This window comes from Rhodococcus koreensis (genome assembly GCF_900105905.1).
In the GTDB taxonomy this organism is placed as follows: domain Bacteria; phylum Actinomycetota; class Actinomycetes; order Mycobacteriales; family Mycobacteriaceae; genus Rhodococcus_F; species Rhodococcus_F koreensis.
On record NZ_FNSV01000005.1, the window covers coordinates 3443610 to 3465970 of the forward strand.

Annotated in this window: 18 protein-coding genes and 1 pseudogene; 11 read left to right on the forward strand and 8 right to left on the reverse strand. The window is 68.5% G+C overall.

Annotated elements, in window-relative coordinates; translation table 11 throughout:
* Positions 1 to 80: 80 nt before the first annotated feature.
* Complete coding sequence (locus BLV94_RS20190; RefSeq protein ID WP_072943121.1) at positions 81 to 2504, reverse strand: ATP-dependent Clp protease ATP-binding subunit; 2424 nt, start codon at positions 2502 to 2504, stop codon at positions 81 to 83.
* Positions 2505 to 2718: 214 nt separating this feature from the next.
* On the reverse strand, positions 2719 to 3399 hold the full coding sequence (locus BLV94_RS20195; RefSeq protein ID WP_095863623.1) for a TetR/AcrR family transcriptional regulator C-terminal domain-containing protein: 681 nt from the start codon (positions 3397 to 3399) through the stop codon (positions 2719 to 2721).
* Positions 3400 to 3494: 95 nt separating this feature from the next.
* Here BLV94_RS20195 and BLV94_RS20200 point away from each other — a divergent pair, with 95 nt between their 5' ends.
* From BLV94_RS20200 to BLV94_RS20220, 5 genes are read left to right on the forward strand one after another with little or no spacing between them, the layout of a single operon-like run.
* A complete protein-coding gene (locus BLV94_RS20200; protein WP_072943120.1) occupies positions 3495 to 4592 on the forward strand; it encodes an MBL fold metallo-hydrolase in 1098 nt (365 codons plus the stop codon).
* Positions 4593 to 4616: 24 nt separating this feature from the next.
* Positions 4617 to 5177, forward strand: coding sequence for an ester cyclase (locus BLV94_RS20205; protein ID WP_072943118.1), 561 nt, complete (start codon positions 4617 to 4619; stop codon positions 5175 to 5177).
* A 26-nt stretch (positions 5178 to 5203) separates the two neighbouring features.
* Positions 5204 to 6760 (forward strand): zinc-binding dehydrogenase, encoded by a 1557-nt coding sequence (locus BLV94_RS48790; protein ID WP_072943116.1) that lies wholly within the window; start codon positions 5204 to 5206, stop codon positions 6758 to 6760.
* On the forward strand, positions 6760 to 7572 hold the full coding sequence (locus BLV94_RS20215; RefSeq protein WP_072943114.1) for an MBL fold metallo-hydrolase: 813 nt from the start codon (positions 6760 to 6762) through the stop codon (positions 7570 to 7572). Before BLV94_RS48790 ends, BLV94_RS20215 begins: the two co-directional genes overlap by 1 nt.
* Positions 7569 to 8228, forward strand: coding sequence for an NAD(P)-dependent oxidoreductase (locus tag BLV94_RS20220; protein ID WP_072943112.1), 660 nt, complete (start codon positions 7569 to 7571; stop codon positions 8226 to 8228). The genes BLV94_RS20215 and BLV94_RS20220 overlap by 4 nt, the downstream gene beginning before the upstream one ends.
* Positions 8229 to 8248: 20 nt before the next feature.
* Here BLV94_RS20220 and BLV94_RS20225 read toward each other — a convergent pair whose 3' ends face one another.
* The gene (locus tag BLV94_RS20225) at positions 8249 to 9262 is read right to left on the reverse strand and encodes an Lrp/AsnC family transcriptional regulator (RefSeq protein ID WP_072943110.1); all 1014 of its coding nucleotides are present in this window, start codon (positions 9260 to 9262) and stop codon (positions 8249 to 8251) included.
* A 141-nt stretch (positions 9263 to 9403) separates the two neighbouring features.
* Between BLV94_RS20225 and BLV94_RS20230 the strand changes: the two genes are divergently transcribed.
* The 3 genes from BLV94_RS20230 to BLV94_RS20240 all read left to right on the forward strand — a co-directional run bounded on the left by BLV94_RS20230 (position 9404) and on the right by BLV94_RS20240 (position 14272).
* A complete protein-coding gene (locus tag BLV94_RS20230) occupies positions 9404 to 10879 on the forward strand; it encodes an MFS transporter (RefSeq protein WP_072943108.1) in 1476 nt (491 codons plus the stop codon).
* Between the two features lie 28 nt (positions 10880 to 10907).
* Positions 10908 to 12173, forward strand: coding sequence for an amidohydrolase (locus BLV94_RS20235; protein WP_083395620.1), 1266 nt, complete (start codon positions 10908 to 10910; stop codon positions 12171 to 12173).
* Positions 12174 to 12247: 74 nt separating this feature from the next.
* Positions 12248 to 14272, forward strand: coding sequence for an APC family permease (locus tag BLV94_RS20240; RefSeq protein WP_072943106.1), 2025 nt, complete (start codon positions 12248 to 12250; stop codon positions 14270 to 14272).
* On the opposite strand, the pseudogene BLV94_RS20245 reads toward BLV94_RS20240, so the two are convergent.
* Positions 14241 to 15846, reverse strand: a pseudogene (locus BLV94_RS20245) (FAD-dependent monooxygenase). The gene BLV94_RS20240 and the pseudogene BLV94_RS20245 sit on opposite strands and share 32 nt — an antisense overlap.
* Positions 15847 to 15948: 102 nt before the next feature.
* Positions 15949 to 16713 carry an ABC transporter permease gene (locus BLV94_RS20250; protein WP_072943104.1) on the reverse strand — a complete coding sequence of 255 codons (765 nt, stop codon included), beginning with the start codon at positions 16711 to 16713 and terminating at the stop codon, positions 15949 to 15951.
* 130 nt (positions 16714 to 16843) lie between these two features.
* Between BLV94_RS20250 and BLV94_RS20255 the strand changes: the two genes are divergently transcribed.
* On the forward strand, positions 16844 to 19168 hold the full coding sequence (locus BLV94_RS20255) for an ATP-binding cassette domain-containing protein (protein WP_072943102.1): 2325 nt from the start codon (positions 16844 to 16846) through the stop codon (positions 19166 to 19168).
* Here BLV94_RS20255 and BLV94_RS20260 read toward each other — a convergent pair.
* On the reverse strand, positions 19165 to 19386 hold the full coding sequence (locus BLV94_RS20260) for a hypothetical protein (RefSeq protein WP_072943100.1): 222 nt from the start codon (positions 19384 to 19386) through the stop codon (positions 19165 to 19167). The two genes, BLV94_RS20255 and BLV94_RS20260, sit on opposite strands and share 4 nt — an antisense overlap.
* Positions 19387 to 19672: 286 nt before the next feature.
* Here BLV94_RS20260 and BLV94_RS20265 point away from each other — a divergent pair, with 286 nt between their 5' ends.
* Positions 19673 to 20077 carry a C40 family peptidase gene (locus BLV94_RS20265; protein ID WP_072943098.1) on the forward strand — a complete coding sequence of 135 codons (405 nt, stop codon included), beginning with the start codon at positions 19673 to 19675 and terminating at the stop codon, positions 20075 to 20077.
* Between the two features lie 82 nt (positions 20078 to 20159).
* Here the strand turns inward: BLV94_RS20265 and BLV94_RS20270 are convergent, their stop codons facing one another.
* The gene (locus tag BLV94_RS20270; protein WP_015888735.1) at positions 20160 to 20501 is read right to left on the reverse strand and encodes a histone-like nucleoid-structuring protein Lsr2; all 342 of its coding nucleotides are present in this window, start codon (positions 20499 to 20501) and stop codon (positions 20160 to 20162) included.
* A gap of 140 nt (positions 20502 to 20641) precedes the next feature.
* On the opposite strand from BLV94_RS20270, the gene BLV94_RS20275 reads away from it, so the two are divergent.
* Positions 20642 to 20827, forward strand: a complete 186-nt coding sequence (locus tag BLV94_RS20275; RefSeq protein WP_072943097.1) for a hypothetical protein — start codon at positions 20642 to 20644, stop codon at positions 20825 to 20827.
* A gap of 20 nt (positions 20828 to 20847) precedes the next feature.
* On the opposite strand, the gene BLV94_RS20280 is transcribed toward BLV94_RS20275, so the two are convergent.
* A complete protein-coding gene (locus BLV94_RS20280; RefSeq protein ID WP_338051557.1) occupies positions 20848 to 22293 on the reverse strand; it encodes a CitMHS family transporter in 1446 nt (481 codons plus the stop codon).
* Positions 22294 to 22361 lie beyond the last annotated feature (68 nt).

Here is a 22361-nt window from a genome sequence, read left to right on the forward strand (position 1 = left end):
CGGCGAGGGCGGGCAAGGGGCTACCCACACACGTGAGTGGCAGAGCGTGCGGAAGCACACTCTGCCACTCACGTCGGGGATCAGCCGACCACGAGGTCCAGCTCGTCGTCGGACACTCCGACCGCGATGCTGCCACCCTCGACCAGGACGTCGTCGAGCAGCAGATCGGCGATCCGATCGTCGACGGCCCGCTGGATCGACCGGCGCAACGGACGTGCCCCGAACTCGGGCTGGTGTCCGTGCTCGGCGATCCAATCGACTGCGGCGTCGCTGAACGAGATCTCGATACCCTTGGACTGCAGCCGCTTCCGGCTGTCGTCCAGCAGCAGGTCGGTGATCCGGTGCAGCTGATCGGTGTCGAGCTTGCGGAAGATCACGATCTCGTCGATCCGGTTCAGGAACTCGGGACGCATCGACTCGCGCAGCCGGCCCATCACCCGATCCCGCAGCGGCTTCTCCGACGCCTCCGCGTCACCGGTGCTGAAGCCCAGCGCACCCGACTTGCTGGAGATGATGTCGGACCCCAGGTTGCTGGTCATGATCAGCACGGTGTTCTTGAAGTCCACCGTCCGGCCCTGACCGTCCGTGAGCCGACCGTCGTCGAGCACCTGCAGCAGCGTGTTGAACACGTCGGGGTGCGCCTTCTCGATCTCGTCGAGCAGAATCACCGAGTACGGGTTCCGGCGGACCTGCTCGGTGAGCTGCCCCGCCTCCCCGTACCCGACGTAGCCGGGAGGAGCACCGACGAGCCGGCTGACCGTGTGACGTTCACCGAACTCGCTCATGTCGAGTCGCAGCATCTTGTTCTCGTCACCGAACAGCGTGGCGGCCAGCGCCTTCGCCAGTTCGGTCTTGCCGACACCCGTCGGTCCGAGGAACAGGAAGCTGCCCACGGGACGGTCCGGATCGTTCATGCCGGTGCGGCTGCGGCGCACGGCCCGGGCGATGGCCTTCACGGCGTCGTCCTGGCCGACGACTCGGCGGTGCAGTTCGTCCTCGAGCCGGCGGAGACGTTCCTTCTCCTCCTCCGTCATCTGGCTGGCCGGGATCCCGGTGGCCCGCGACACGACCTCGGCGATCTGCTCGGCAGTCACCTCGGGCGTGGCGTCGGAGACTCCGACGGCCTTCCCGTCGATCCGGGCCTGGACCTCCATGGCCTCGTCGCGCAGTCCGGAGGCCTTCTCGTACTGCTCGTCGGCGACGGCCTGCTCCTTGGCCTGTTCGAGTTCCGCGAGCTTCGCCCGCAGGGCCTCGACGTCGACGCTCGGCATCCGCAGCCGCAACCGGGCTCCGGCCTGATCGATCAGGTCGATCGCCTTGTCCGGCAGGAAGCGGTCGCCGATGTAGCGGGCCGACAGTTCGACGGCGGCCGTGATCGCCTCGTCGGTGTAGCGGACGCCGTGGTGCTCCTCGTACCGGTCACGGAGACCGGACAGGATCGCCACCGCATCGTCGACGCTTGGCTCCGCCACCGTTACCGGCTGGAAGCGGCGCTCGAGCGCCGGGTCCTTCTCGATGTGCTTGCGGTACTCGTCGAGCGTCGTCGCACCGACGATGTGCAGCTCACCGCGGGCCAGCTTCGGCTTGAGGATGTTGCCCGCGTCCATCGCGCCGTCGGCGCCGCCACCGGCACCGGCGATGGAGTGGACCTCGTCGATGAAGACGATCAGCTCGTCCGAGTGGGCCGAGATCTCGTCGATCACCTTGTTGAGGCGTTCCTCGAAATCGCCGCGGTACCGGGTGCCCGACACCATGCTCGACAGGTCGAGTTGCACGATGCGCTTACCCGTCAGACGGTCGGGTACGTCGCCGTCGACGATCCGCTGGGCCAGGCCCTCGACGACCGCCGTCTTACCGACGCCGGCCTCACCGACCAGTACCGGGTTGTTCTTGGTGCGGCGCGACAGGATCTCGATGGTCTGCTCGATCTCGTCGGCGCGCCCGATCACCGGGTCGACTCCGCCGCCGCGTGCGCGTTCGGTGAGGTCGAAGCCGTATTTGTCGAGCGTGGGGGTCTCGGAGTCCGAGGACTCCTCCACCGATCCGCCCTGCACCGCGGTCTGCAGGCGTTCCGGGGTGATGCCTTCGGACGCGAGCAGGCGTCCGGCGGCGTGGTCCTGATCGGCGGCGAGCGCCAGGAAGAGATGCTCGGGATCGATGTACGTGGAACCGAGAGCGCGCGCGAGCTGGTGTGCCTCGAGCAGCGCGGTCTTCAGCGCACCGCTCAGTGCGGGTGTCGTGAAGCCGGACGTGTCGCGGCCCTGAGGCAGTCGCAGTTCGACGGCATCGGCGACGGCCGACGTGTCGGCGCCTGCGCGGCGCATCAGAGAGGTGACGGGGTCGTGTTCTGTCATGACGCGCAGAACGTGGAGTGCATCGAGTTCCGCGTCGCCACGGCCTGCGGCGAAGCGGGCAGCAGCAGCCATGAGCTCCTGGGTGGAGCGACTCATGAGCCGACTGATGTCGATGCGACCTGGGCCCTCCGGCCCGAAGAATGCTGGCATTCCTCAGCCTCCTATAAGTTGAGCGTTACTCACTCAACTAACGTGCCAACCCTGCGATCAATTCCCGTGAGGGACGAGTGGGCGAGCGCGGGCCCGGGGCCATGAGTCCGGCCGGCGGCGCACACCCCGCTGAACAGCGGGTATTGCCGGACCGGGAGCTCGCGCCTTCGCGGGTGTGAGCCCCGTCACCAGGCCTGTCGGTGAACGATTCGACTCAGCCGAGGCGGCATTCGAGGGCATCGATGAGGAGCCCGAGCCCGAAGTCGAACTCCTGCTCGTGGTCGCACTTCGCGAGGTGCGGCGCAGCCGCCCGTACGCTCGGCAGCTCGACCGCCTCCAGTGTCCGCTGTCGCTCCGTCGCCATGTCCGGATCGCTCAGCGCGAGAGTAAAGGCCGCTTCCGCCTCACGCAGCAGCGTGCCGGTGATGAAAGCGAGCATCGTGCGAAGGCAGTGCACGGCAACCTCGGGCGATGCCCCTGCGCGCAGAAACGCGGCGAGCGCCACCTCCAACGGTTCGAGGGTGATGAGCGATTCCACCGGACGCGTCAGCACGAGCCTCGCTGCGCGCGGGTGTTCGGCGAGGGCAGCACCGCGGAAGGCCCGGGCGATGGCGGTGAGGTCTTCGCGCAGATCGCCGCAGGAATCCGGAACCACCATCCGGGACAGGATGAGCCCGGCGATTCCGTCAAGCAGAGCGTCCTTGTTCTCGACGTGGTTGTAGAGGCTCTTGGGGTCGACCCCGAGCACACGCGCCACGGTGCGCATGCTGACCGCCTCGACGCCTTTGCCGTCGACGACATCCATCGCGGCCCCGAGGATCGCCTGCCGGGACAGGGTCGATTGGCCGGCCGGCGGCCGGCCGCGGCGAGTCTCCGGTCGTATCGCGTGGCTCATGGATCCCATCCTCGCATCCCTTGACATTTAAATCCACATCGTGGGTAAATGGATGAAACCCACGGTATGGGTTTTTGGAGCGAGAGGAACCGACCATGGTGTTGCAGTGGAGTACCGACGACCTCGTCGACCTGACCGGTGTCGGAGACGCCGTCGAGGTGCTCGATCGCAAGATCGAGGGCGGACCCGGTGCCCGGCTACGCGACCTACGGACGCGCGGCGCGGACTTCCGCCGGGAGTTCGCCGGAACGGGGGTGCCACTGCGCGTCGATACCTGCGACCTCGTCACACTGCCCTACCCGACGCGATTCGGACTGTTCCGGGCATCGCGGGCGATCGCACCGTTCCTGTCCATCACCAACCGGATGCTGGTGATCCGGTGGAACGACAGCGACGGCCGTCCGCGGGTGCTGCTCTTCGAACCGAGCGACGTGAAACTCGGGCGTAATACGCCGTACTTCGCCGAGCTCGCCCGGCGTACGCCGGCACCCATCATCAAGCGAATGGTGGTCGAGCACGGCACTGTGCTCGACCACCTCGCGCACCTGCGGATCACGCCGGACGAGGTCGACTACATCGTCTTCGATCATCTGCACACCCAGGATCTGCGACGCTGGGTGGGGACGACCGCGTACCAGCCCGATCTGGGCGAACGGCCGGCCCCGACCTTCCCGAATGCCAAGGTGATCGTCCAGCGGGACGAGCTGACCGCGATGTCGGACCTGCACCCGCTACAAACCCCGTGGTATCAACCACAGACGTACCGCGACATCCCCGTGGATGCGTTTGCACCGATCGACGGCTCGGTTGTGCTCGGCCCCGGCGTCGCCGTGATCAAGACGCCCGGGCACGTGTTCGGCAACCAGAGCCTTGCGCTCAACACCTCGACCGGAATCTGGGTGAGCAGCGAAAACGTCATCGCCGCCGAATGTCTCACACCGGAACACTCCGGGCTGCCGGGCCTGGCCCGCTGGTCGGCCTCCTGGCAGCAGGAGGTCGTGCTCAACGCCAACACGATCGAAACCACGGCCGACCAATACAACTCGATCGTCCTGGAGAAGTCGATCGTCGACCGCAGCCAGACCGACTCCCGCTTCCTGCAGTTCTTCCCCTCCAGCGAGCTGACGCCGATGTGGACCAACCCGGGCACAAAGCCCACCTTCAGCCACCACGCCATCACCCATCAGTCCTGAGCGCCGCACCCCGAGGAGACCGCAATGTCGCGCCACACCATCCCCACCGAGGACGTCCTGCGGGCACGGGAGAAGCTCGTGCTCGACCACTTTCACGACGAAGTCCGCCAAGACTGGGACGACGTGCTCGACACGTTCCCGCACCCGCACTACGAACTCATCGCGAGCATGACCGTCCACGACGGCGACGGCCCCGTTCGCGGGTACTACCACGACACCCGGGTCGCCTTCCCCGACCAGGACCACGAGATCATCGCCCTGCGCCACAGTGCGGATGCGGTGATCGTCGAATTCTGGCTCATGGGAACTCATCTCGGTCCGCTCGGCAAGATCCCGCCGACCGGCGGCCGGCATCGCACCCGGATGACCGCCTACTTCATCTTCGACGAGGACGAAAACCTCGTCACCGAACGAATCTACTTCGACCAGCTCACCATCCTCTCGCAACTGCTCGGCAGCCTCGACAAGAAGAATCCGCGCGACCTGCTCACGCTCGGCCGCGCCGTCGTCGGATTGCTGGCGATGGCCGGCAGCGAACCCGATCCCCGACTGCTCGACACCACCGCCCCCGACCTGACCCACTGACCCTCGTCCTACAAGGAGAAACCATCATGCGTGCTCTCATCGGCGGCCTCGAACCGGACTGGGTCGCCAAGGGCGACACCGCGATACCTGCCATGAAACTCGGCGCCCTGCGCGTGCGGGTCATCGCCGCGGCCCTCAACCGGGCCGACCTCTACATGCTCGAGGGCACCTACAGCCCGAACCTCAAACCCGGCGACGTCTACCCGGCCGGCATGGAGTTCGCCGGCGTCGTGGAGACCTCGAGCCCGCTGGCCCCGCAGTACCCGGTCGGCACCCGGGTCATGGGCGTGACCATGGGCGCGTTCGCCGACTACGCACTGTGCGACCCGCGCATGGTCCTGCCGATTCCCGAGAGCATGTCGTTCGAGGAAGCCGCGACCCTGCCCGTCGCCCTGGCCACCGAGAACGACGCGCTCACCCAAGCCGGATTCACCTCCGGCGACAGCGTCCTGATCGTCGGCGGCACCACCTCCATCGGCCTCATCTCCATTGCGCTGGCCAAGGCACTCGGCGCGGGCACGGTCATCGCGACCACCACCAGCGCCGACAAGCGGCCGGCCCTGATCGACGCCGGCGCCGACGTCACGATCGACACCACCACCGAAGACCTGCCCGCCGCCGTCCTCGCCGCGACCGGCGGTCGGGGAGTCGACGTCACCCTCGACCACATCGGTGGCGAACTCTTCGCCCACCTCCCCGCCGCCACCCGGATCGGCGGCACCATCGTCAACATCGGCCGCCTCGCCGGCCCCGGCACCAGCCTCGACCTCGACCAGCTGGCGTTCCGGCGGCAGCGCCTCATCGGCACCACCTTCAGCGTGCGCACCCCCGACGAACTCGGCGAGGTCTGCGGCGCACTACACGCCGCCGTCCTCCCCGCGGTCGCCGCGGGCCGCATCCAGCCCCGGATCGACAAGATCTTCCCGTTCGAGCGGGCCATCGACGCCGCCGAGCGACTGCGCTCCAACGAGGCGCTCGGCAAGATCCTGCTGTCGTTCGCCGACGGCCCCGCCGAGGAGCCCGCCGACCGGGCCCCCGTCGCCAACTTCTTCGGCAGCATCACCCAGCTCGGGTACGTCGTCCACGACATCGACGCCTCCATCGAGGGTTTCGTCAAGTGCGGCATCGGGCCGTGGTTCCTGCTGCGCAACGTGCAACCCGAGAACTTCACCTACAACGGCACGTCCTCCGGGATGGCAATGGATGTCGCGGTCGCCAACAGCGGCAACATCCAGATCGAGATCATCACCCCCGTCAACGACGAACCGTCGATGTACCGGGACTTCCTGCACGCGGGCAACGAGGGCCTGCAGCACTTCGCCTACTGGTCCACCGACTACCAGGACCTGTACGACCGGGCACTCGCCGCAGGATTCACCGTCGGCCAGGAAGGACAACTCGGCGGCCCCACCGGACGCTTCGCGTACCTGCAGACCGAACACCACCCCGGCACCTGCATCGAGATCTCGGACCTCGGCGGCGCCAAGGCGCAGCTCTTCGAGTACGTGAAGCTGGCCGCCGAGAACTGGGACGGGACACATCCGGTGCAGGTCATCGACCCCGCAATGCTAGCGGCCGGCTGATGCGGGTCCACCACCTCAACTGCGGCACCATGCGACCACCCGGGACACCTGACGGGCTGGTGTGTCATGTCCTGCTCCTCGAGACCGACGCCGGCCTCGTCCTCGTCGACTCCGGCCTCGGCCTGCGCGATCCCCACGACCGCGCGAACCGGTTCGGCCCGGCCAGGTTCTACGTCCGGCCCGCCTACGATCCCGACGAGAGCGCCTGCCGCCAGATCACCCGACTCGGATTCGATCCGGAGGACGTGCGGCACATCGTGCTCACCCACTTCGACGCCGATCACGTCGGCGGCCTGGCCGACTTCCCGTGGGCACGGATTCACCTGACCGCCGCCGAAGCGTTCGCGGCACTGCACCCCCGGGGCCTGACGGAAAAGCAGCGATACCTACCCGCCGAGCGAGACCACCACCCCATACTCGTCGAACACACCCCCTCCGCATCGGAGGCCTGGCGCGGCTTCCCCGGCGCCCAGGAACTCACCGGCATCGCCCCCGGCATCGCCCTGATCAACCTGCCCGGCCACAGCCGCGGCCACGCAGCGGTCGCCGTCGACGCAGGCGACCGGTGGATCCTCCACGTCGGCGACTCCTTCTACCACCACGGCCAGATCGACGGCACCACCAAGGCGCCCAGAGGGCTACGCGCGATGGAACGCCTCATCGCCCACGACTGGGCCACGGTGCAGGCCAACCACGCGCGGCTCACCGAACTGTGGGCTGCGGCCGAACCCGACCTGCTGCTCGTCAACGCCCACGACCCGCACTTGCTGCGCGAGGCGCAGCGACGCAACCGAAAGGACCCTTCCCCATGAAGCTCGCACTGATCGGCGCCACCGGCGGCACCGGACTCCAGATCATCGACCAAGCAATCGACCGCGGCCATCACGTCGTGGCCTACTGCCGCCGCCCCGACGCCCTGACCCCGCGACCCGGACTCACCATCGTCGGCGGCCACCTCGACGACCGCGACGCGCTCGCAGCGGCACTGTCCGGCGCCGACGCCGTCCTGTGCACGATCGGCCAGAAGGCCGGACTGGCCGGCATGTTCGGCGTCACGGTGATGCAGGACAACCTGCCGCTCATCACCTCCGCCATGCGCGACGCCCACATCGACCGGCTGATACTGCTGTCGGCCTACGGCGTCGGTGACACCGCGCGCACCGCCTCACCCCTGGCCCGGTTCGCTTACAAGACACTGGTCGCCTCCGCGTACCGGGACAAGGAAATCTCCGAAACCGCCTTGGCCGCTGCCGGCCTGGACGTCACTCGCGTGCTTCCGGTCATCCTCGACGACGGACCGCTCAACCCCCATGCCACCGTCCGGCCCATGTCGACAGTCAGAAAAGTGTCGGGCCTGCCCAAGGTCTCCCGCGCCACCGTCGCCGCAGCCATCCTCGACGCCGCCGAGAGCGGCGCCACCACCGGGGAACGGCTGCTCGTGTCCGCTCCTGGCACCATATCGGGCTGACCGGACGAACGCCGTTCCTGCTAGTCCCCCGACCACGGCACGATCTGCATGGGCAGTTCGTCCTCGTCGAACACCCGGCCCATGCGTTTGCGGACGCCGAGAACGAGGCACCGGTCGAGGATGCGGACCGCGGGCAGTTTCTGCTCGACGACGGCTTCGAGCCCTTCGACGTCGGAGAGTCCACGCAACCACACCGACACCAGAAGATTGGCAGGCCCGGCCACCGACAACACCGTCCGCACCGCGGGCAGCCCGCTCAGGTTGGCGCCGACCCTGGCCATCTGGGCGGCGGGAACGCGGAGGAAGTACCACGCGCAGACGGGATACCCCGAGGCCCAGCGCGGCATGTCCGTGCGGAATTCGAAAGCGCCCGACGCGAGTGTCGCGCTCAGCCGTTCGCGCGCCCGCCGTGTGGAGGTCCCGAGGGCCTCCGCGACAGTCCGTGTGTTCGCACGACCGTCGCGGGACAGGATGGAGATGATGTCGCGTTCGGCGACCGGCGGACGGGCGAACATCGCCGAGAGCCGGGCGTCGTCCCGGCGCCGGGCAGCGTCGATCGCGCTCGACTCGTCGGCGTCGAGGGCGCGCAGACGCCACTGCGATGCCCCGGAGATCGCGGTGATCACCGGGTGCGTGCGGACGGTGCGGACGTCGGGGATGCCCGCGACGCGGGACACGACGTACCGGTTGAACGCTGTCGGGTCGGGGCAGCCGACGGTGAGGATCAGGTCGCGACCACCCGAGGCGACGTCGACGGACATGCACTCGGTGTCCTGGGACAACTCGGTGATCACCGCGTCGATCGACCCGGCAACGCACTCGACCTCGACGATCGCGCCGCGCGCGGCATCGGACATCGGCGGCTGGGCCGTCACCCAGGCCATGCCCCGTTCGCTCAGCCCGGACCACCGTCGCGCGAGAGTCACCGGGTCGGCCCCGAGGATCGGCCCGAGTTGCGACCACGGCACCCGCGGCCACACCTGCAACGCGTGGATAAGTCGAAGTTCGTCCTCCGTGGGCGTCTTCTCCTGCATATCAGCACCTCTTCAGCGTCAACTTCTGCGCATTTACACCGCAGAAACTCACTCACCCGACACTCGGACGCATCGACTCGGTCGTTTCGCTCATATTGTCATGTCGCCTCTCGGGGCGACCTGCACCATTGGAGGTCACACATGGGAGCACTCCGATCCCCCATCCCCACCGGCTCCGGTTCCGACCGGCGTCTCGGCGCCGCGGCCGGCTTCGTCGGGTTCCTCTTCGCCATGGAACTGTCGAGCGGATTCCTCCAGGCCTGGTTCAGTCCGGTCCTCTCGGCGATCGGTGAGAAGTACTCGGTCGGTCCCGCCGACCTGAACTGGGTGCAAACGAGTTATCTGCTCGCGACCGCGGTCCTCGTGCCGGTGCTCGCCAAGATGGGCGACCAGTACGGACACAAGCGAATGCTCGTCGTCGCGACGGCGATGGTCACGGTCGGCAGTGTCGTGTCGGCGCTCGCCCCGACGTACGGCATCTTTATCCTGGGCCGGGCGATCACCGGCGCACTCGCGGCGTTCCTGCCGCTCGAGTTCGCGATCGTGCGTGAGCGCGCCGGGGAGCAGTCCGGGAAAGCGATCGGTTTGCTGGTCGGCGGGCTCACGCTCGGCGCCAGCGTCGGCGTGGTCCTGTCCGGAGTACTCGCATCGTTCTTGAATCTCACTGTGCTGCTTCTCGTTCCGGCGGCGCTCATGGCGATCGCGCTCGTCGTCGTGGTGTTCTTCGTCCCCGAAACGACGGCGCGCACGTCGGGCCGCCTCGACTGGGCCGGGGCGATTCTCCTGGGGGCGGGACTGGCGTTCGCGTTGTTCGCGATCAGCACGGGCAACAGGTTCGGGTGGACGTCGGGGCCGGTGCTGGGCGGGCTCCTGCTCGGCGGCACGCTTCTTGCCCTGTGGGTGGTGCTCGAGCGGCGGGTGTCCTCGCCGCTGGTGGATTTCGCGATGCTCTCCGGCCGTGCCGGTGTCGGGCTGCCGATCCTGCTCGCGGCCCTGTTCGGTGCCCAGTTGTTCGGCAGCCAGACCCCGATCGCGCTCTTCGTCGGCACCGACCCGGCAGCGGCCGGATTCGGGCTCGGCTTGTCGTCGTCGCTGATCGGGCTGGTCCTCGTGTTCGCGTCGATCGCGGCGTTCGCCGGCACGTTCGCCGGACCGCGGCTCGGTGCGCGGGTGGGCGATGTCACGGCCGTCATCGTCGGCGCTGTCACCGCCGCACTGGGGTACGCCCTGCTCACAGTGCTGCACTCGGACACCGTCAGCGTCCTCGTGTGGCTCGTCGTGTCCGGTCTCGGCAACGGCATCATCATCTCCGCGCTCCCCAACGTGGTGGTGGCACGGGCGCCGCGGGACTCGGTCGGCATCGCATCGGGCCTCTACAACAGTGCCCGCACCGTCGCCGGTGCCATCGCCGGCGCCAGCTTCACGGCGGTGATGTCCGGGTTCACCGCGACGCTCGACGGCGGTTCCGTGATCACAAGTGAGGCGGGGTACCAAGCCGTGTGGGTGATCTGCGGGCTGCTCTCGCTCGCCGTCGCCGGCCTCGCGGTGGTGACCCGCGGACCCGCCGCCGACCGCACTGCCCCCACCGTCACTGCCGTCGCGCCCGCCGAGGCGTGATGACCGTTCCCTCCAGAAAGGAAAGTTCATGACCGACACCGCAATTGCCGGCGACATCGACGTCTCCGGCGGCCCGAACGCAGCAGCCGAGGAATTGAAGCGACGTGTGGAGGACACCGTCCTCGAATGGCGCGACCGCCTCGTCGCCACGAGCCACGACCTGCACGCCCATCCGGAACTCGCGTTCGAGGAACATCGTTCGGCGGCGCTCGTCGCCGACCTGCTCCGCGATGCCGGTTTCGCGGTGGAAGTGGGTGTGTGGGGGCAGGACACCGCTCTCGAGGCCGTGTACGGCAGCGGTGAACTGACGGTCGTGGTGTGCGCCGAGTACGACGCCCTCCCCGGTATCGGACACGCGTGCGGCCACAACATCATCGCGACTGCCGGGGCGGGGGCGGCGATCGCGTTGTCCCGGGTGGCGGACGAACTCGGCATCCGGGTCAAGCTTCTCGGGACGCCGGCCGAGGAGAAGGGTGCGGGCAAGGCCCACATGCTCGAAGCCGGCGCCTGGGAGGACGCGACGGTGTCGCTGATGGTTCACCCCGGTCCCGGCATCGTCGTGCCCACGGCGGGGAGCACGTCGCAGTCCCGCGACCGGTTCCGGGTCGAGTTCACCGGGCGGGCGTCGCACGCGGCCGCCGCACCGAGCGTCGGGATCAACGCGGGCGACGCAGCGACGGTGATGCAGGTGGCGGTGGGGCTGCTGCGGCAGCACCTGCCCGACACCGTGCGCGTCAGCGCCGTCACGCTGTCCGGTGGCGACGTCTCCAACATCATTCCGGCGACCGCGGTCGTCGAGGCCGAGGTGCGATCCTTCGACCTCGCGGAGACCGCCGAACTGAAGAAGAAGGTGCTCGCCTGCGTGGACGGCGCCGCGACGGCCACCGGATGCAACTACGCCGTCACCCCTGTCGACCCGATCTACGAGCCTCTCGTCCAGCACCCGTTCCTCGCCGACCGTTTCGACGCGGCCCTCGGGCATCGGGGCCGGGTGATGACACCACGGGACGGCGGCGTACTCGGCGGCGGATCGACCGACATGGGCAACGTCTCCCAGGCCCTCCCGTCGATCCACCCGTTGATCGGAGTGATGGGTTCGACGGCCGCGCCGCACACCGCGGCGTTCGCGGCCGACGCGATCTCGCCGGGCGCCGACGACGCCATCGTCGACGGGGCCTACGCCCTGGCCGCGGCGATCGTCGACCTCGCCACCGACGACGAGGCGCGGGCCGAAGTTCTGGGGCGCCAGCGCACCCGGGCCCCCGGCGCCACACGCCGGCCTGCGTACGTGTAACCCTCCGGCGGGGTGCGGCGCGGCCTGAGAGCGAAAACCCGCGCTGCACCCCGCCGCGGTTCTACGCTGAACTGGTGGTGGCTCTCGTTCGAGCGGTCCGGCGGCTGGCTCTGGGACGCCCGCTGCGCAGTGACGATCTCGGGGAGCAGTTGCTGACCAAGCGTCTGGCGCTGCCGATCTTCGCGTCCGACCCGCTGTCGTCCGTCGCGTATGCGACGCAAGAGATCCTGCTGATCCTGTCCCTGGGCGGTCTCGCGTACTTCTATCTGACACCGTATCTGGCGGTCGGGGTGGTGGTGCTTCTCGCCGTCGTCGCCCTGTCGTACCGCCAGGTGGTGTACGCCTATCCCAGCGGGGGCGGCTCGTACGAGGTGGCCACCAAGAATCTCGGCCCGTCCGCGGGCCTGACGGTGGCGTCCGCGCTGCTCATCGATTACGTGATGACGGTGGCGGTGTCGGTCTCGGCGGGCGTCGACAATCTGATCTCGGCGGTGCCCGCGCTGAACACGCACCGGGTGACGCTGGCCGTGGCGTTCGTGGTGCTGCTGACGGTGATGAACCTGCGCGGGATCCGCGAATCGGGGACCACGTTCGCCTTCCCGACGTACGGGTTCATCGCCGGTGTGATGATCCTGATCGTGACGGGGTTCATCCGCGTCGCGGCCGGTTCGACGCCCGTCGCCGAAAGTGCCGGCTACACCATCGAACCGGAACTGTCCGGGCTGACCGGTCTGGCCCTCGTGTTCTTCGCGCTGCGCGCGTTCTCGTCCGGATGTACCGCGCTGACGGGGGTCGAGGCCATCTCCAACGGGGTGCCCGCGTTCCGTAAACCGAAGAGCGCCAACGCCGCGAAGACCCTCATGGCGATGGCGGCGACGGCGATCGTGATGTTCGCGGGAATCACCGCGCTGGCCATCGTCACCAAGGTGCACGTCGCGGTGAACCCGTGCGATCTGATCGGGTTCGCCGGAAACTGCGAGACCGACCCGCAGCGCACCGTCATCGCCCAGATCGCGGCCGCGGTGTTCGGCGGCACCACCAACTTCGGCTTCTTCTACGTGCAGGCCGCGACCGTGCTGATCCTCGTGCTCGCCGCGAACACCGCATACAACGGCTTCCCGCTGCTCGCGTCGGTGCTCGGCCGCGACCGTTACCTTCCCGTCCAGCTCAACACCCGCGGCGACCGGTTGGCGTTCAGCAACGGCATCGTGCTCCTCGCGGTGACGGCGGGCGGACTGATCGTCCTGTTCCACGCGTCCGTCACCCACCTCATCCAGCTGTACATCCTCGGTGTGTTCACGTCCTTCACCCTCAGCCAGGCGGGCATGGTCCGGCACTGGAACGGTGTGCTGGCAACCGAATCCGACTCCCGCGAACGGCGACGCATCCACGGCAGGCGGGCGCTCAACGGCTCCGGCGCAATCCTCACCGGCACCGTCCTGGTCATCGTCACGATCACGAAGTTCACCCAGGGCGCCTACCTGGTGGTCATCGCGATGCCGATCCTGTTCTTCCTGATGCGCGGGGTGCGGCGGCACTACGACCGGATCGCGGCACTCCTCGTCGTCGACGAGGACAGCTTCACCCTCCCCTCCGATGTGCACACCATCGTGCTGGTGTCCGTGCTCAACAAGCCCACCGCCCGCGCCCTGGCGTACGCCCGCGCCACCCATCCGACGACGCTCGAGGCCGTCACCGTACTGGGCGCCGACACCACGAAACTGCAGCGGGAGTGGGAGAAATACGAGATTCCGGTGCCGCTGAAGGTCCTCGAATCGCCCTACCGGGAAGTCACCGGCCCCATCGTGGGATATGTGAAATCCGTCCGGAAACGGATTCCCGGCGGAGTCGTCACCATCTTCATCCCCGAGTACGTGGTGGGTCACTGGTGGGAACACCTGCTGCACAATCAAAATGCGCTGCGCCTCAAGGGCCGATTGCTGTTCACGTCCGGGGTGATGGTCACGAGCGTGCCGTGGCTGCTCGATTCGGCGACCCGGGCCGGGGCACCGCTCGGCAAGCCCGCGCCGGGTGACATCCGGCGCGGCCTGCCCACCACCGTCGAACTCAGCGGAAAGTCGGCTTCAGATACCCGGTGAGACCGTCGACGGCGACCGGACTCTGCCGGAATCCCAGATAGCCGTCCGGACGGATGACGAACGCGGCGGCACCCTCGGCACCGTAGGCGCGGGCGAACTCGCCGTCGCGGTCCCGGATCAGCGGCAGCACCGTTTCCCCGACCTCGGCGGCAGGCGACGCGACGAGGTACGTGTCGACGAGTCCGCCGGTCGCCGCGTCCACCGACGTCGCGGCGGCCTCGAGCAGTTCGAGCCCGCGCGCGTCGACCGAGTCGTCGGCGTACAGCAGCAGCGTGTGGTTCGGTCCCGCGAGGAGCGTGAACAGCCGGAGGGGAAACGCGACCGTGGTGCGGGTCAGCCCGCGGGCGTCCGGCGCCCGGCTGCCGGGCGCAAGGCCCGCATTCGACGCCGGTTCGCCGACGATCGGACTGTCCGCATAGCTGATGAGGAGTTGCGCCTCGCGGCGGATCACGTAATCGGGATCCGACGACCCCGCCCCGATCCCCTCCCGGGCGCTGCGCACGGTGCGTCCCACCACCTCCTCCCCGACGGGCCGCCGTTCGGCGTCGTAGCTGTCCAGCAGATCGGGGGCAGCGGCACCGGACACCGCCAGCGCGACCTTCCACGCCAGGTTGTGGGCGTCCTGGATGCCGGTGTTCATGCCCTGCGCACCGGTCGGCGGATGGATGTGCGCCGCGTCGCCCGCGACGAACACCCGGCCGCGCCCGTACGAGTCGACGATGCGGTGGCTGATCCGGAAGACGGACGACCAGCGAAGGTTCGACGCCCGGGTCGGCTGGGGCGACAGCCGGTCGAGCACGGCCTGGATGTGGCTCAGCTCGGGTGCCGGTCCGGCCTCGAATCCGTGCGCGATCTTGTCGGCCGCGGGAGTTCCGGTGCCGGCGAGATCGCTGGGCACCAGCATCGACATCCGGTAGCGGCGGCGCCCGGGCAGCGGAATGCACACGAGCAGGTCGTCGGTCTCGCCGTCCGTCTGATGCATCGACCGGATTCCGTAGCCGCGCGGCATCGCCCAGTCGACCTCGACGTCGCCGAGCATGTACTGCTCGACGAACGCACCGCCCTCGAAGGTGAGGCCGAGCCCCTTGCGGACCACGCTGTGGGCGCCGTCGCAGCCGAAAAGGTACTGGGATCGGACGGTTTCGTCGCCGTCCGCCCCGGTGACCGTGGCGACGACGCCGTCGTCGTGCCGTCAACCTGGTTCCGCGTTCGATCGTGGTGCCGAACGTGGCCAGGTGACCGGTGAGGATGCGTTCGGTCGCGTACTGGGGCAGCCCGATGAATTCGAACGGGATGTCCGCCGGGAGCGACAGGTCCAGCCGGGCGACCTCGTCGCCGTTGACGTACACGATCTGCCCGAGCATCTCGATCGACGCGTCCAGGATGTTCCGCAGCACACCCATGCTCTCGAACACCTCGAGGGTGCGCGGCTGGATTCCCACCGCCTTCGCGTACTGCGGGGGCTCGAGCAGCGGATCGATGATGCGGCAGGCGACGCCGCGCCTGCGCAGTTCGATCGCCGCCGTCAGACCGACGGGACCCGCTCCGACCACCAATACCTCGGGATGCACCACACGACACCACCTCGTCAGCAGGGACCGACCACCGCCCAGTATGCGGGACCGGCCACGGGATCGACCGGCGTTCGGGCCAGACAGAGGCAGTAGCCGGAGATTTCAGGTGGGCACGGCGTGCGCTCGCGGCCGGCGGACGGCCTCCCTGGCCACCAGTTCGATCGTCACGGCCACCGCGCAGGTCTGCGCGAGCAGCAGCCCCACCAGTACGAGGATCTGGACGGCGCCGGCCTGAACGGCGGACCCGCTCGCGAGCAGCACCCCGACGAACGCCCCCGGCAGGGTGACCAGCCCGACGGTCCGGGTCTGGTCGAGCCCCGCAAGCAACGCGTCCGAGGCGGCGGACCGGACCACTTCCAGGCGGGCGTCGCGGACGCTGAGTCCGAGACTGAGCCCCGCCTCCACCTCACCCCACCGCTGTTCGACCGCATCGAGCCCGCGCCGCGCCGCGAGGGAGGTGGCCGTCATCGCGCCGCCGAGCACGATCCCGCCGACCGGAACGAGAGCGACACCCTCGAGCGGAACCACCCCGCTCACCAGCATCAACGGCAGAACGGTGCCCACTCCCGCCGCGAGCGCCAGCGCCAGCCACCAGGCGGACCGCCCGGCCTTCGCGCGACGAGCCGACGTCGCCACCGCCGCCGCGAACATGACGACCAGCACGAGGACCGAGGACCACAGCTGAGCGAGAGCGGCGGCCAGGATCAGGGACACCGCGGCGAGCTGGGCGGCGCCCCGGATCGCCGCGGCGGGCACGACCAGTGGACTACCGAGTCGAGTGAAGCGGTAGACCACGGCCGCGCACACGACCATCACCGTGCACAGCACGGCCAGTCCGACACCGGGATTCGCCAGGGACGTACTCACCCGGCCCAGTGTTCCTCACTCGCGGCCCCGGTTCGGGAGTACCCGTTCTGCCCACGCGGCCGGGGGAGTGCGTGCGACCATGGAGGAGTCGACGCTCTACGCCCGATGACGCTGACCGGAGGCCGTGGCGATGGACGACCGGGCGAACACAGCTCACCCGCGGGTCGTGGTCGAGACCCAACACGGCCGCACGAGCCACAGCGCGGGCAAAACCGTACGCATCGGCCGGGATCCGCAGCTGGAGGTCACGATCGTCGACCCCGTGGTGTCGCGCGAACATGCGCAGCTCACCTGGGACGACGGCTGGCAGCTCGTCGACTCCGGCAGCAAGAACGGGATCTACGTCGACGGTGAGCGCCGCGAGAACGTCCCCGTCACGAGTCCCGTCCGCGTCCGCCTGGGTGATGCGACCGAGGGTCCGGTCGTGCGGCTCTCGGTCGAGGATCCGGACGCGACGCGACAGGACGTGGGCGCCCGATGGGACGAGTCGACGATCAGCGTCGGGACACCCCGCCCCCCGGCCGAGGCACCGCACGAGGAGACTCCGGCGGGATCACTCACGGTGGGGCGGTCACCCGACAACGACATCGTCGTCCGGGACGTGCTGGCCTCACGCCATCACGCCATCGTCCACCACGTGCCGTCCGGCCTCGAGATCGACGACCTGGGGAGCGTCAACGGAACGTTCGTCGGCGGCGCCCGGGTGTCGCGCGCGCACTTGACCGACGGCGACGTCGTCACGATCGGCAACACCGATTTCGGCGTCCGGGAAGGGCGACTCGTTCCCCGGCGGGTGGTGGCCCCGACCGCGGGTGGTCTGCGCGTGGACGGCGTCGGACTCACCATCGAAGGCGGGCGGCGCCTGCTCGAGGACGTCACGTTCACTGCCCAGCCTGGCAGTCTCACCGCGGTGATCGGCCCCTCCGGCGCGGGTAAGACGACGGTGGCCACCATCATCTCCGGTTCGGAACGTCCGACGGAAGGCGTGGTCGAGTTCGAGGGACGCAGCGTGCACGCCGAATACCAGGTGCTGCGCTCCCGCATCGGGATGGTCCCCCAGGACGACGTCGTGCACCGCCAGTTGACCATCCGTCAGGCACTCGGCTACGCGGCGGAGCTGAGACTGCCGCCGGACACCAGCCGAGAGGATCGCGAGGAGGTGATCGCGACGGTCCTCGACGAACTGCAACTGTCCGAACACGCCGACACGAGAGTCGACCGGCTGTCCGGCGGACAACGCAAACGCGCGTCCGTCGCGATGGAGTTGCTCACCGGCCCGTCCCTGCTGATCCTCGACGAACCGACGTCGGGCCTCGACCCCGCGCTCGACCGGCAGATCATGGCGACGTTGCGCCGGCTGGCCGACTCGGGCCGCGTCGTCGTCATCGTCACCCATTCGCTGTCGTACCTCGAGATGTGCGATCAGGTGCTGCTCCTCGCACCGGGCGGCAAGACCGCCTACGTGGGCCCGCCGGACCGGGTCGGGGCCGCGCTCGGCAGCACCGACTGGGCCGACATCTTCGCCCGGGTCGCGGCCGACCCCGACGGGGTGTTCGCCGACTACCGCGCCACCCGCCCGTCGGTGGAGGTGCCGGCCCCGAGCCCGCCGGGACCTCTCGGCAGTCCGGCGCACACCTCGCGGCGCAAGCAATTGAGCACCGTCGCCCGCCGCCAGGTGCGGCTGATCCGCGCCGACCGCGGGTACCTGATCTTCCTGTCCCTGCTGCCGTTCGTGCTCGGCGGGCTGGCCGTGCTCGTGCCCGGCGACACCGGGTTCGGCCCGTCCGGCCTCGACGAATCCGGCGAACTCACCCAGATCCTGGTCGTGCTGATCCTCGGCGCAGCCTTCATGGGATGCTCACTGACCATCCGTGACCTGGTCGGCGAGCGCATGATCTATCACCGCGAACGTGCCGCCGGGCTGCTACCGTCCGCCTACCTGACAGCGAAGATCGTCGTGTTCTGCGCCGCCGCGATCGTGCAGTCGGTGATCATGGTGGTGATCGTGTTCGTGGGCAAGGGTTTTCCGGGCCGGGGCAGCCTGATTCCCTCCGGCTCCGTCGAACTGATCGTGGACATCGCCGTCACCACCTGCTCCTGCGTCCTCGTCGGTTTGGCGTTGTCTTCGGTGGCGCGTTCCAACGAGCAGGTGATGCCGATGCTGGTGGTCACGATCATGGTGCAGCTGGTGATGTGCGGAGGATTGATCACCATCACCGGACGCAAAGTCCTCGAACAGCTGTCGTGGCTCTTCCCGTCCCGCTGGGGGTTCGCGGCCGCCGCCTCGACGGTGGACCTGCGCACCAACGCCACCGGCACCGAGCCCGACACACTGTGGCAGCACGCCGCGTCGTGGTGGCTGCTCAGCATCGCCATGCTGGTGCTCATCAGTTGCGTGCTCGGGGTCGTCACCTACGCCCGGCTGCGGCTGCGCGGTTCCCGCCGTGCCGGCTAGCTCAGTTCGACGACTGTCCCCAGGTCGTGCACGTGCTCCCGGTCCGAATGTTCGGGGTCCGGCGTGATGTCGCCGCGCGCCGTGTGAGCCATCGTTCTCGCCTCGCCCGCGACGAAGGCGACCGGCACGGCCACGGCAACGGACAGGAGGGCGGCTCCAGCGTCGAACGCCAGCCGCGCGACGCCGAGGGCACAGTTCGCGGTTTGTCGGATCGTCATCGTCCGCCTTCCTCCATCCCAGCCCACAGGACGCAGCGGACCACTCCTCTTTGCGTAAGCATTACCTGTTCGACGTTAATTGGGGGCATGCACTACTCGCGAGTACCAAACCGACCAGATCGCATAATTTTGGCGCCGGACCTCGAACCCGGCGACAAATGAACGGAAGACAGGCACATATCCGGGTAATTCGGCCGGTGCGTCCGGCCCGTGTCGGGGCCACCCTGTAATCAGAGCGCGCCCCGCAGACGCGACACCACACCGAGCGCACTGGAGTACCGACGGCATGAACCCCCACACCGGAAACCACGGACTTCACCTGGTTCAGACGTTTCGCGCCGATCCGGTCCGGCCGGGACGCCACGCCCTGCGCGCCGCCACCACCAGAATCGGCATCGCCTGCACCCGCGGCGCCGGCGACCACCGCGCCTTCGACAGCTCCGGCCTCGTCCAGTGGGCGTACAAACAGGCGGGCGTATCGGTTCCGCGCACCACCCACGAGCAACTCCTGCACGGAACCGCCGTCGACCGGGACGACCTGCAGCCCGGTGACGTCGTCCTCTTCTACGGTGGCGGCCATGCCGGGATCTACGCGGGCAACGACACCGTCGTCCACGCCCCCGCCCCGGGACGACCGGTCACGCGAGTGGCCTTGAACTCCATGTCGTTTCACGCAGCGCGACGGTACTGACGGCTGCGTCCGAAGACCGCCCCCAGCCGGCCCGGTCGGGGGCGGCTGGGGGCGTCGTTCGACCACCCGCGACGACGCGGTCTCAGTGCGCCGCGTTGTACGCTTCCTCGATCTGGGCGGGAATACGTCCGCGCGCGGACAACTCATAGCCCTGCGCCGTCGCCCATTCCCGGATTTCCTTCGCCTGCCCACGCCCCTGCGACGGATCCACCGCAGTGGTCGACCGGCGCTTCCTTCCCCCGACCCGAGTCGCATGCTCGATGTAGAAGTCGAGAGTCTTGTGGAATTCCCTGGCGTTCTTGAGCTTCAGATCGATCTCGTAGTCGACGCCGTCGACTGAGAACGGAATGGTCTCCCCCTTACCGCTCTTGATCGGAGTTCCGTCGATGTCGTCGATGCGTTCGACAACAACTTTGCGCGCCACAGTTCCACTCCTTCATCGTCGATAACCCGGGGAACACTACGTCGAAGTATTGTTCACCTGCCAATCCCCGACAGAGCTTTCGACGTGCAGACCCGCGAGCGTCTGATTGGCGCACCCCGGAGTCGGGGTATCCGTCGGACATGACACCGAAGGACGATTCCGGACCGAAGACCACGAGCACCGACAGCGGCGCCCCCGGCGCGGACAAAGACGTGATGTCCGATCCGGCCGAGGACGACAAGGGTTCCGGCGCCGACTGGAGCGGCGAAGGTGGCGCAACCCTCGAGGGGCCCGCCACCGACACCGACTCCGACTCCGACGACTAGGTCACCGGGGGACGACTAGGTCACCAGGGGATCTGCCCGAGGACCACACCGACCACCAGCATCGACAGCGACACCAGCGCCGCGCGCCACAGCACCTTCTTGTGATGGTCCGCCAGCGGGACACCCGCCAGGGTCACGAGCAGGAGGATGGCCGGGACGAGGGGGCTCTGCATGTGGAACGTCTGGCCGGTGATGGAGGCGCGGGCCATCTCGACCGGCTCGATGCCGTACGTGGACGCCGTTTCGGCGAGCACCGGCATGACGCCGAAGTAGAAGGCGTCGTTGCTCATGAAGAACGTGAACGGCAGGCTCAGGATGCCGGTGATGACCGCCAGGTGCGGTCCGAGCGCGGCGGGGATGATCTCGAGCAGCCACTGCGCCATCGCCTCGACCATTCCGGTGCCCTGGAACACGCCGGTGAGCACGGCCGCGGCGAACACCATCGCGACGACGGAGACGATGCTCGACGAGTGCCGGGTGATCGCTTCCTGCTGTTCCTTGACCCGCGGGAAGTTGACGGTCAGCGCGATCGACGCGGCCACCATGAACAGCACCGGAATCGGCAGCACGTCCATCACGAGCACGACAAGCAGCGCCACGGTCACGAGCATGTTGAACCACAACAGCTTCGGTCGCAGCGTGGGCCGCTCGGGGTCGAGGCCGTCGACGAAGCCCTGGCCGTCGTCCGAACCGGCGTCGCCGGAACCGCCACCCGTCCGGGGTGCGTCACCGCTGCCCCCGGAGCCCGAGCCCGAGGCGGAGCGGCGGAGGCCGGAGCCGGCGGAGACGAGAAGACGCTCGTCGGTGAGTTCGAGTGTGCCGATGCGGCGGCGTTCGCTGTAGCCGAGCTGCACGGCGAACAGCAAGACGACGACAAGACCGACCACCAGCGACGGGATCATCGGGACGAACACGTCGGACGGCGAAATGCCCAGCGCCGAGGCGGCCCGGACCGTCGGCCCACCCCACGGGACGATGTTCATCGCGCCGTTGGCCAGGCCGGCGACCACCGTGAGCACGACGGGGCTGACCTTCAGCTTCATGTACAGCGGCAACAGCGCGGACGTGACGATGATGAACGTCGTGGATCCGTCACCGTCCAGCGACACCACCATCGCGAGGACCGCAGTGCCGACGACGAGCCGCATGGGGTCGTTGCGGACGAGCCGGAGGATGAGTTTCACCAACGGGTCGAACAGGCCGACGTCGATCATGATCCCGAAGAAGATGATCGCGAAGAACAGCAACGCGGCCGTCGGGGCCAGCGATTTGATCCCGTCGGTGATCATGTCGCCGATGCCGAGACCCGCCCCGGCCGCGATGCCGAATGCGACCGGGACGGCGATCAGCCCGACCACGGGAGTGGCCCGTTTGGACATGATCAAGAACATGAACACGGCCACCATCAGAAAGCCGAGTGCTACCAGCATTGCCACTCCTCGTCCGAGCTTGCACCGCGATGTGATCGCGATAACAGCCAGTGTCGGGGGGAGGGACGCTCACAGTCACTGTTGCGTACTTAGAGAAGGTTGTG

Excerpts from the sequence above, each read along its gene's own strand:
- BLV94_RS20190 (WP_072943121.1), bottom strand. The coding sequence starts at position 2,504 with ATGCCAGCATTCTTCGGGCCGGAGGGCCCAGGTCGCATCGACATCAGT.
- BLV94_RS20195 (WP_095863623.1), bottom strand. The coding sequence starts at position 3,399 with ATGAGCCACGCGATACGACCGGAGACTCGCCGCGGCCGGCCGCCGGCC.
- BLV94_RS20200 (WP_072943120.1), top strand. The coding sequence starts at position 3,495 with ATGGTGTTGCAGTGGAGTACCGACGACCTCGTCGACCTGACCGGTGTC.
- BLV94_RS20205 (WP_072943118.1), top strand. The coding sequence starts at position 4,617 with ATGTCGCGCCACACCATCCCCACCGAGGACGTCCTGCGGGCACGGGAG.
- BLV94_RS48790 (WP_072943116.1), top strand. The coding sequence starts at position 5,204 with ATGCGTGCTCTCATCGGCGGCCTCGAACCGGACTGGGTCGCCAAGGGC.
- BLV94_RS20215 (WP_072943114.1), top strand. The coding sequence starts at position 6,760 with ATGCGGGTCCACCACCTCAACTGCGGCACCATGCGACCACCCGGGACA.
- BLV94_RS20220 (WP_072943112.1), top strand. The coding sequence starts at position 7,569 with ATGAAGCTCGCACTGATCGGCGCCACCGGCGGCACCGGACTCCAGATC.
- BLV94_RS20225 (WP_072943110.1), bottom strand. The coding sequence starts at position 9,262 with ATGCAGGAGAAGACGCCCACGGAGGACGAACTTCGACTTATCCACGCG.
- BLV94_RS20230 (WP_072943108.1), top strand. The coding sequence starts at position 9,404 with ATGGGAGCACTCCGATCCCCCATCCCCACCGGCTCCGGTTCCGACCGG.
- BLV94_RS20235 (WP_083395620.1), top strand. The coding sequence starts at position 10,908 with ATGACCGACACCGCAATTGCCGGCGACATCGACGTCTCCGGCGGCCCG.
- BLV94_RS20255 (WP_072943102.1), top strand. The coding sequence starts at position 16,844 with ATGGACGACCGGGCGAACACAGCTCACCCGCGGGTCGTGGTCGAGACC.
- BLV94_RS20260 (WP_072943100.1), bottom strand. The coding sequence starts at position 19,386 with ATGACGATCCGACAAACCGCGAACTGTGCCCTCGGCGTCGCGCGGCTG.
- BLV94_RS20265 (WP_072943098.1), top strand. The coding sequence starts at position 19,673 with ATGAACCCCCACACCGGAAACCACGGACTTCACCTGGTTCAGACGTTT.
- BLV94_RS20275 (WP_072943097.1), top strand. The coding sequence starts at position 20,642 with ATGACACCGAAGGACGATTCCGGACCGAAGACCACGAGCACCGACAGC.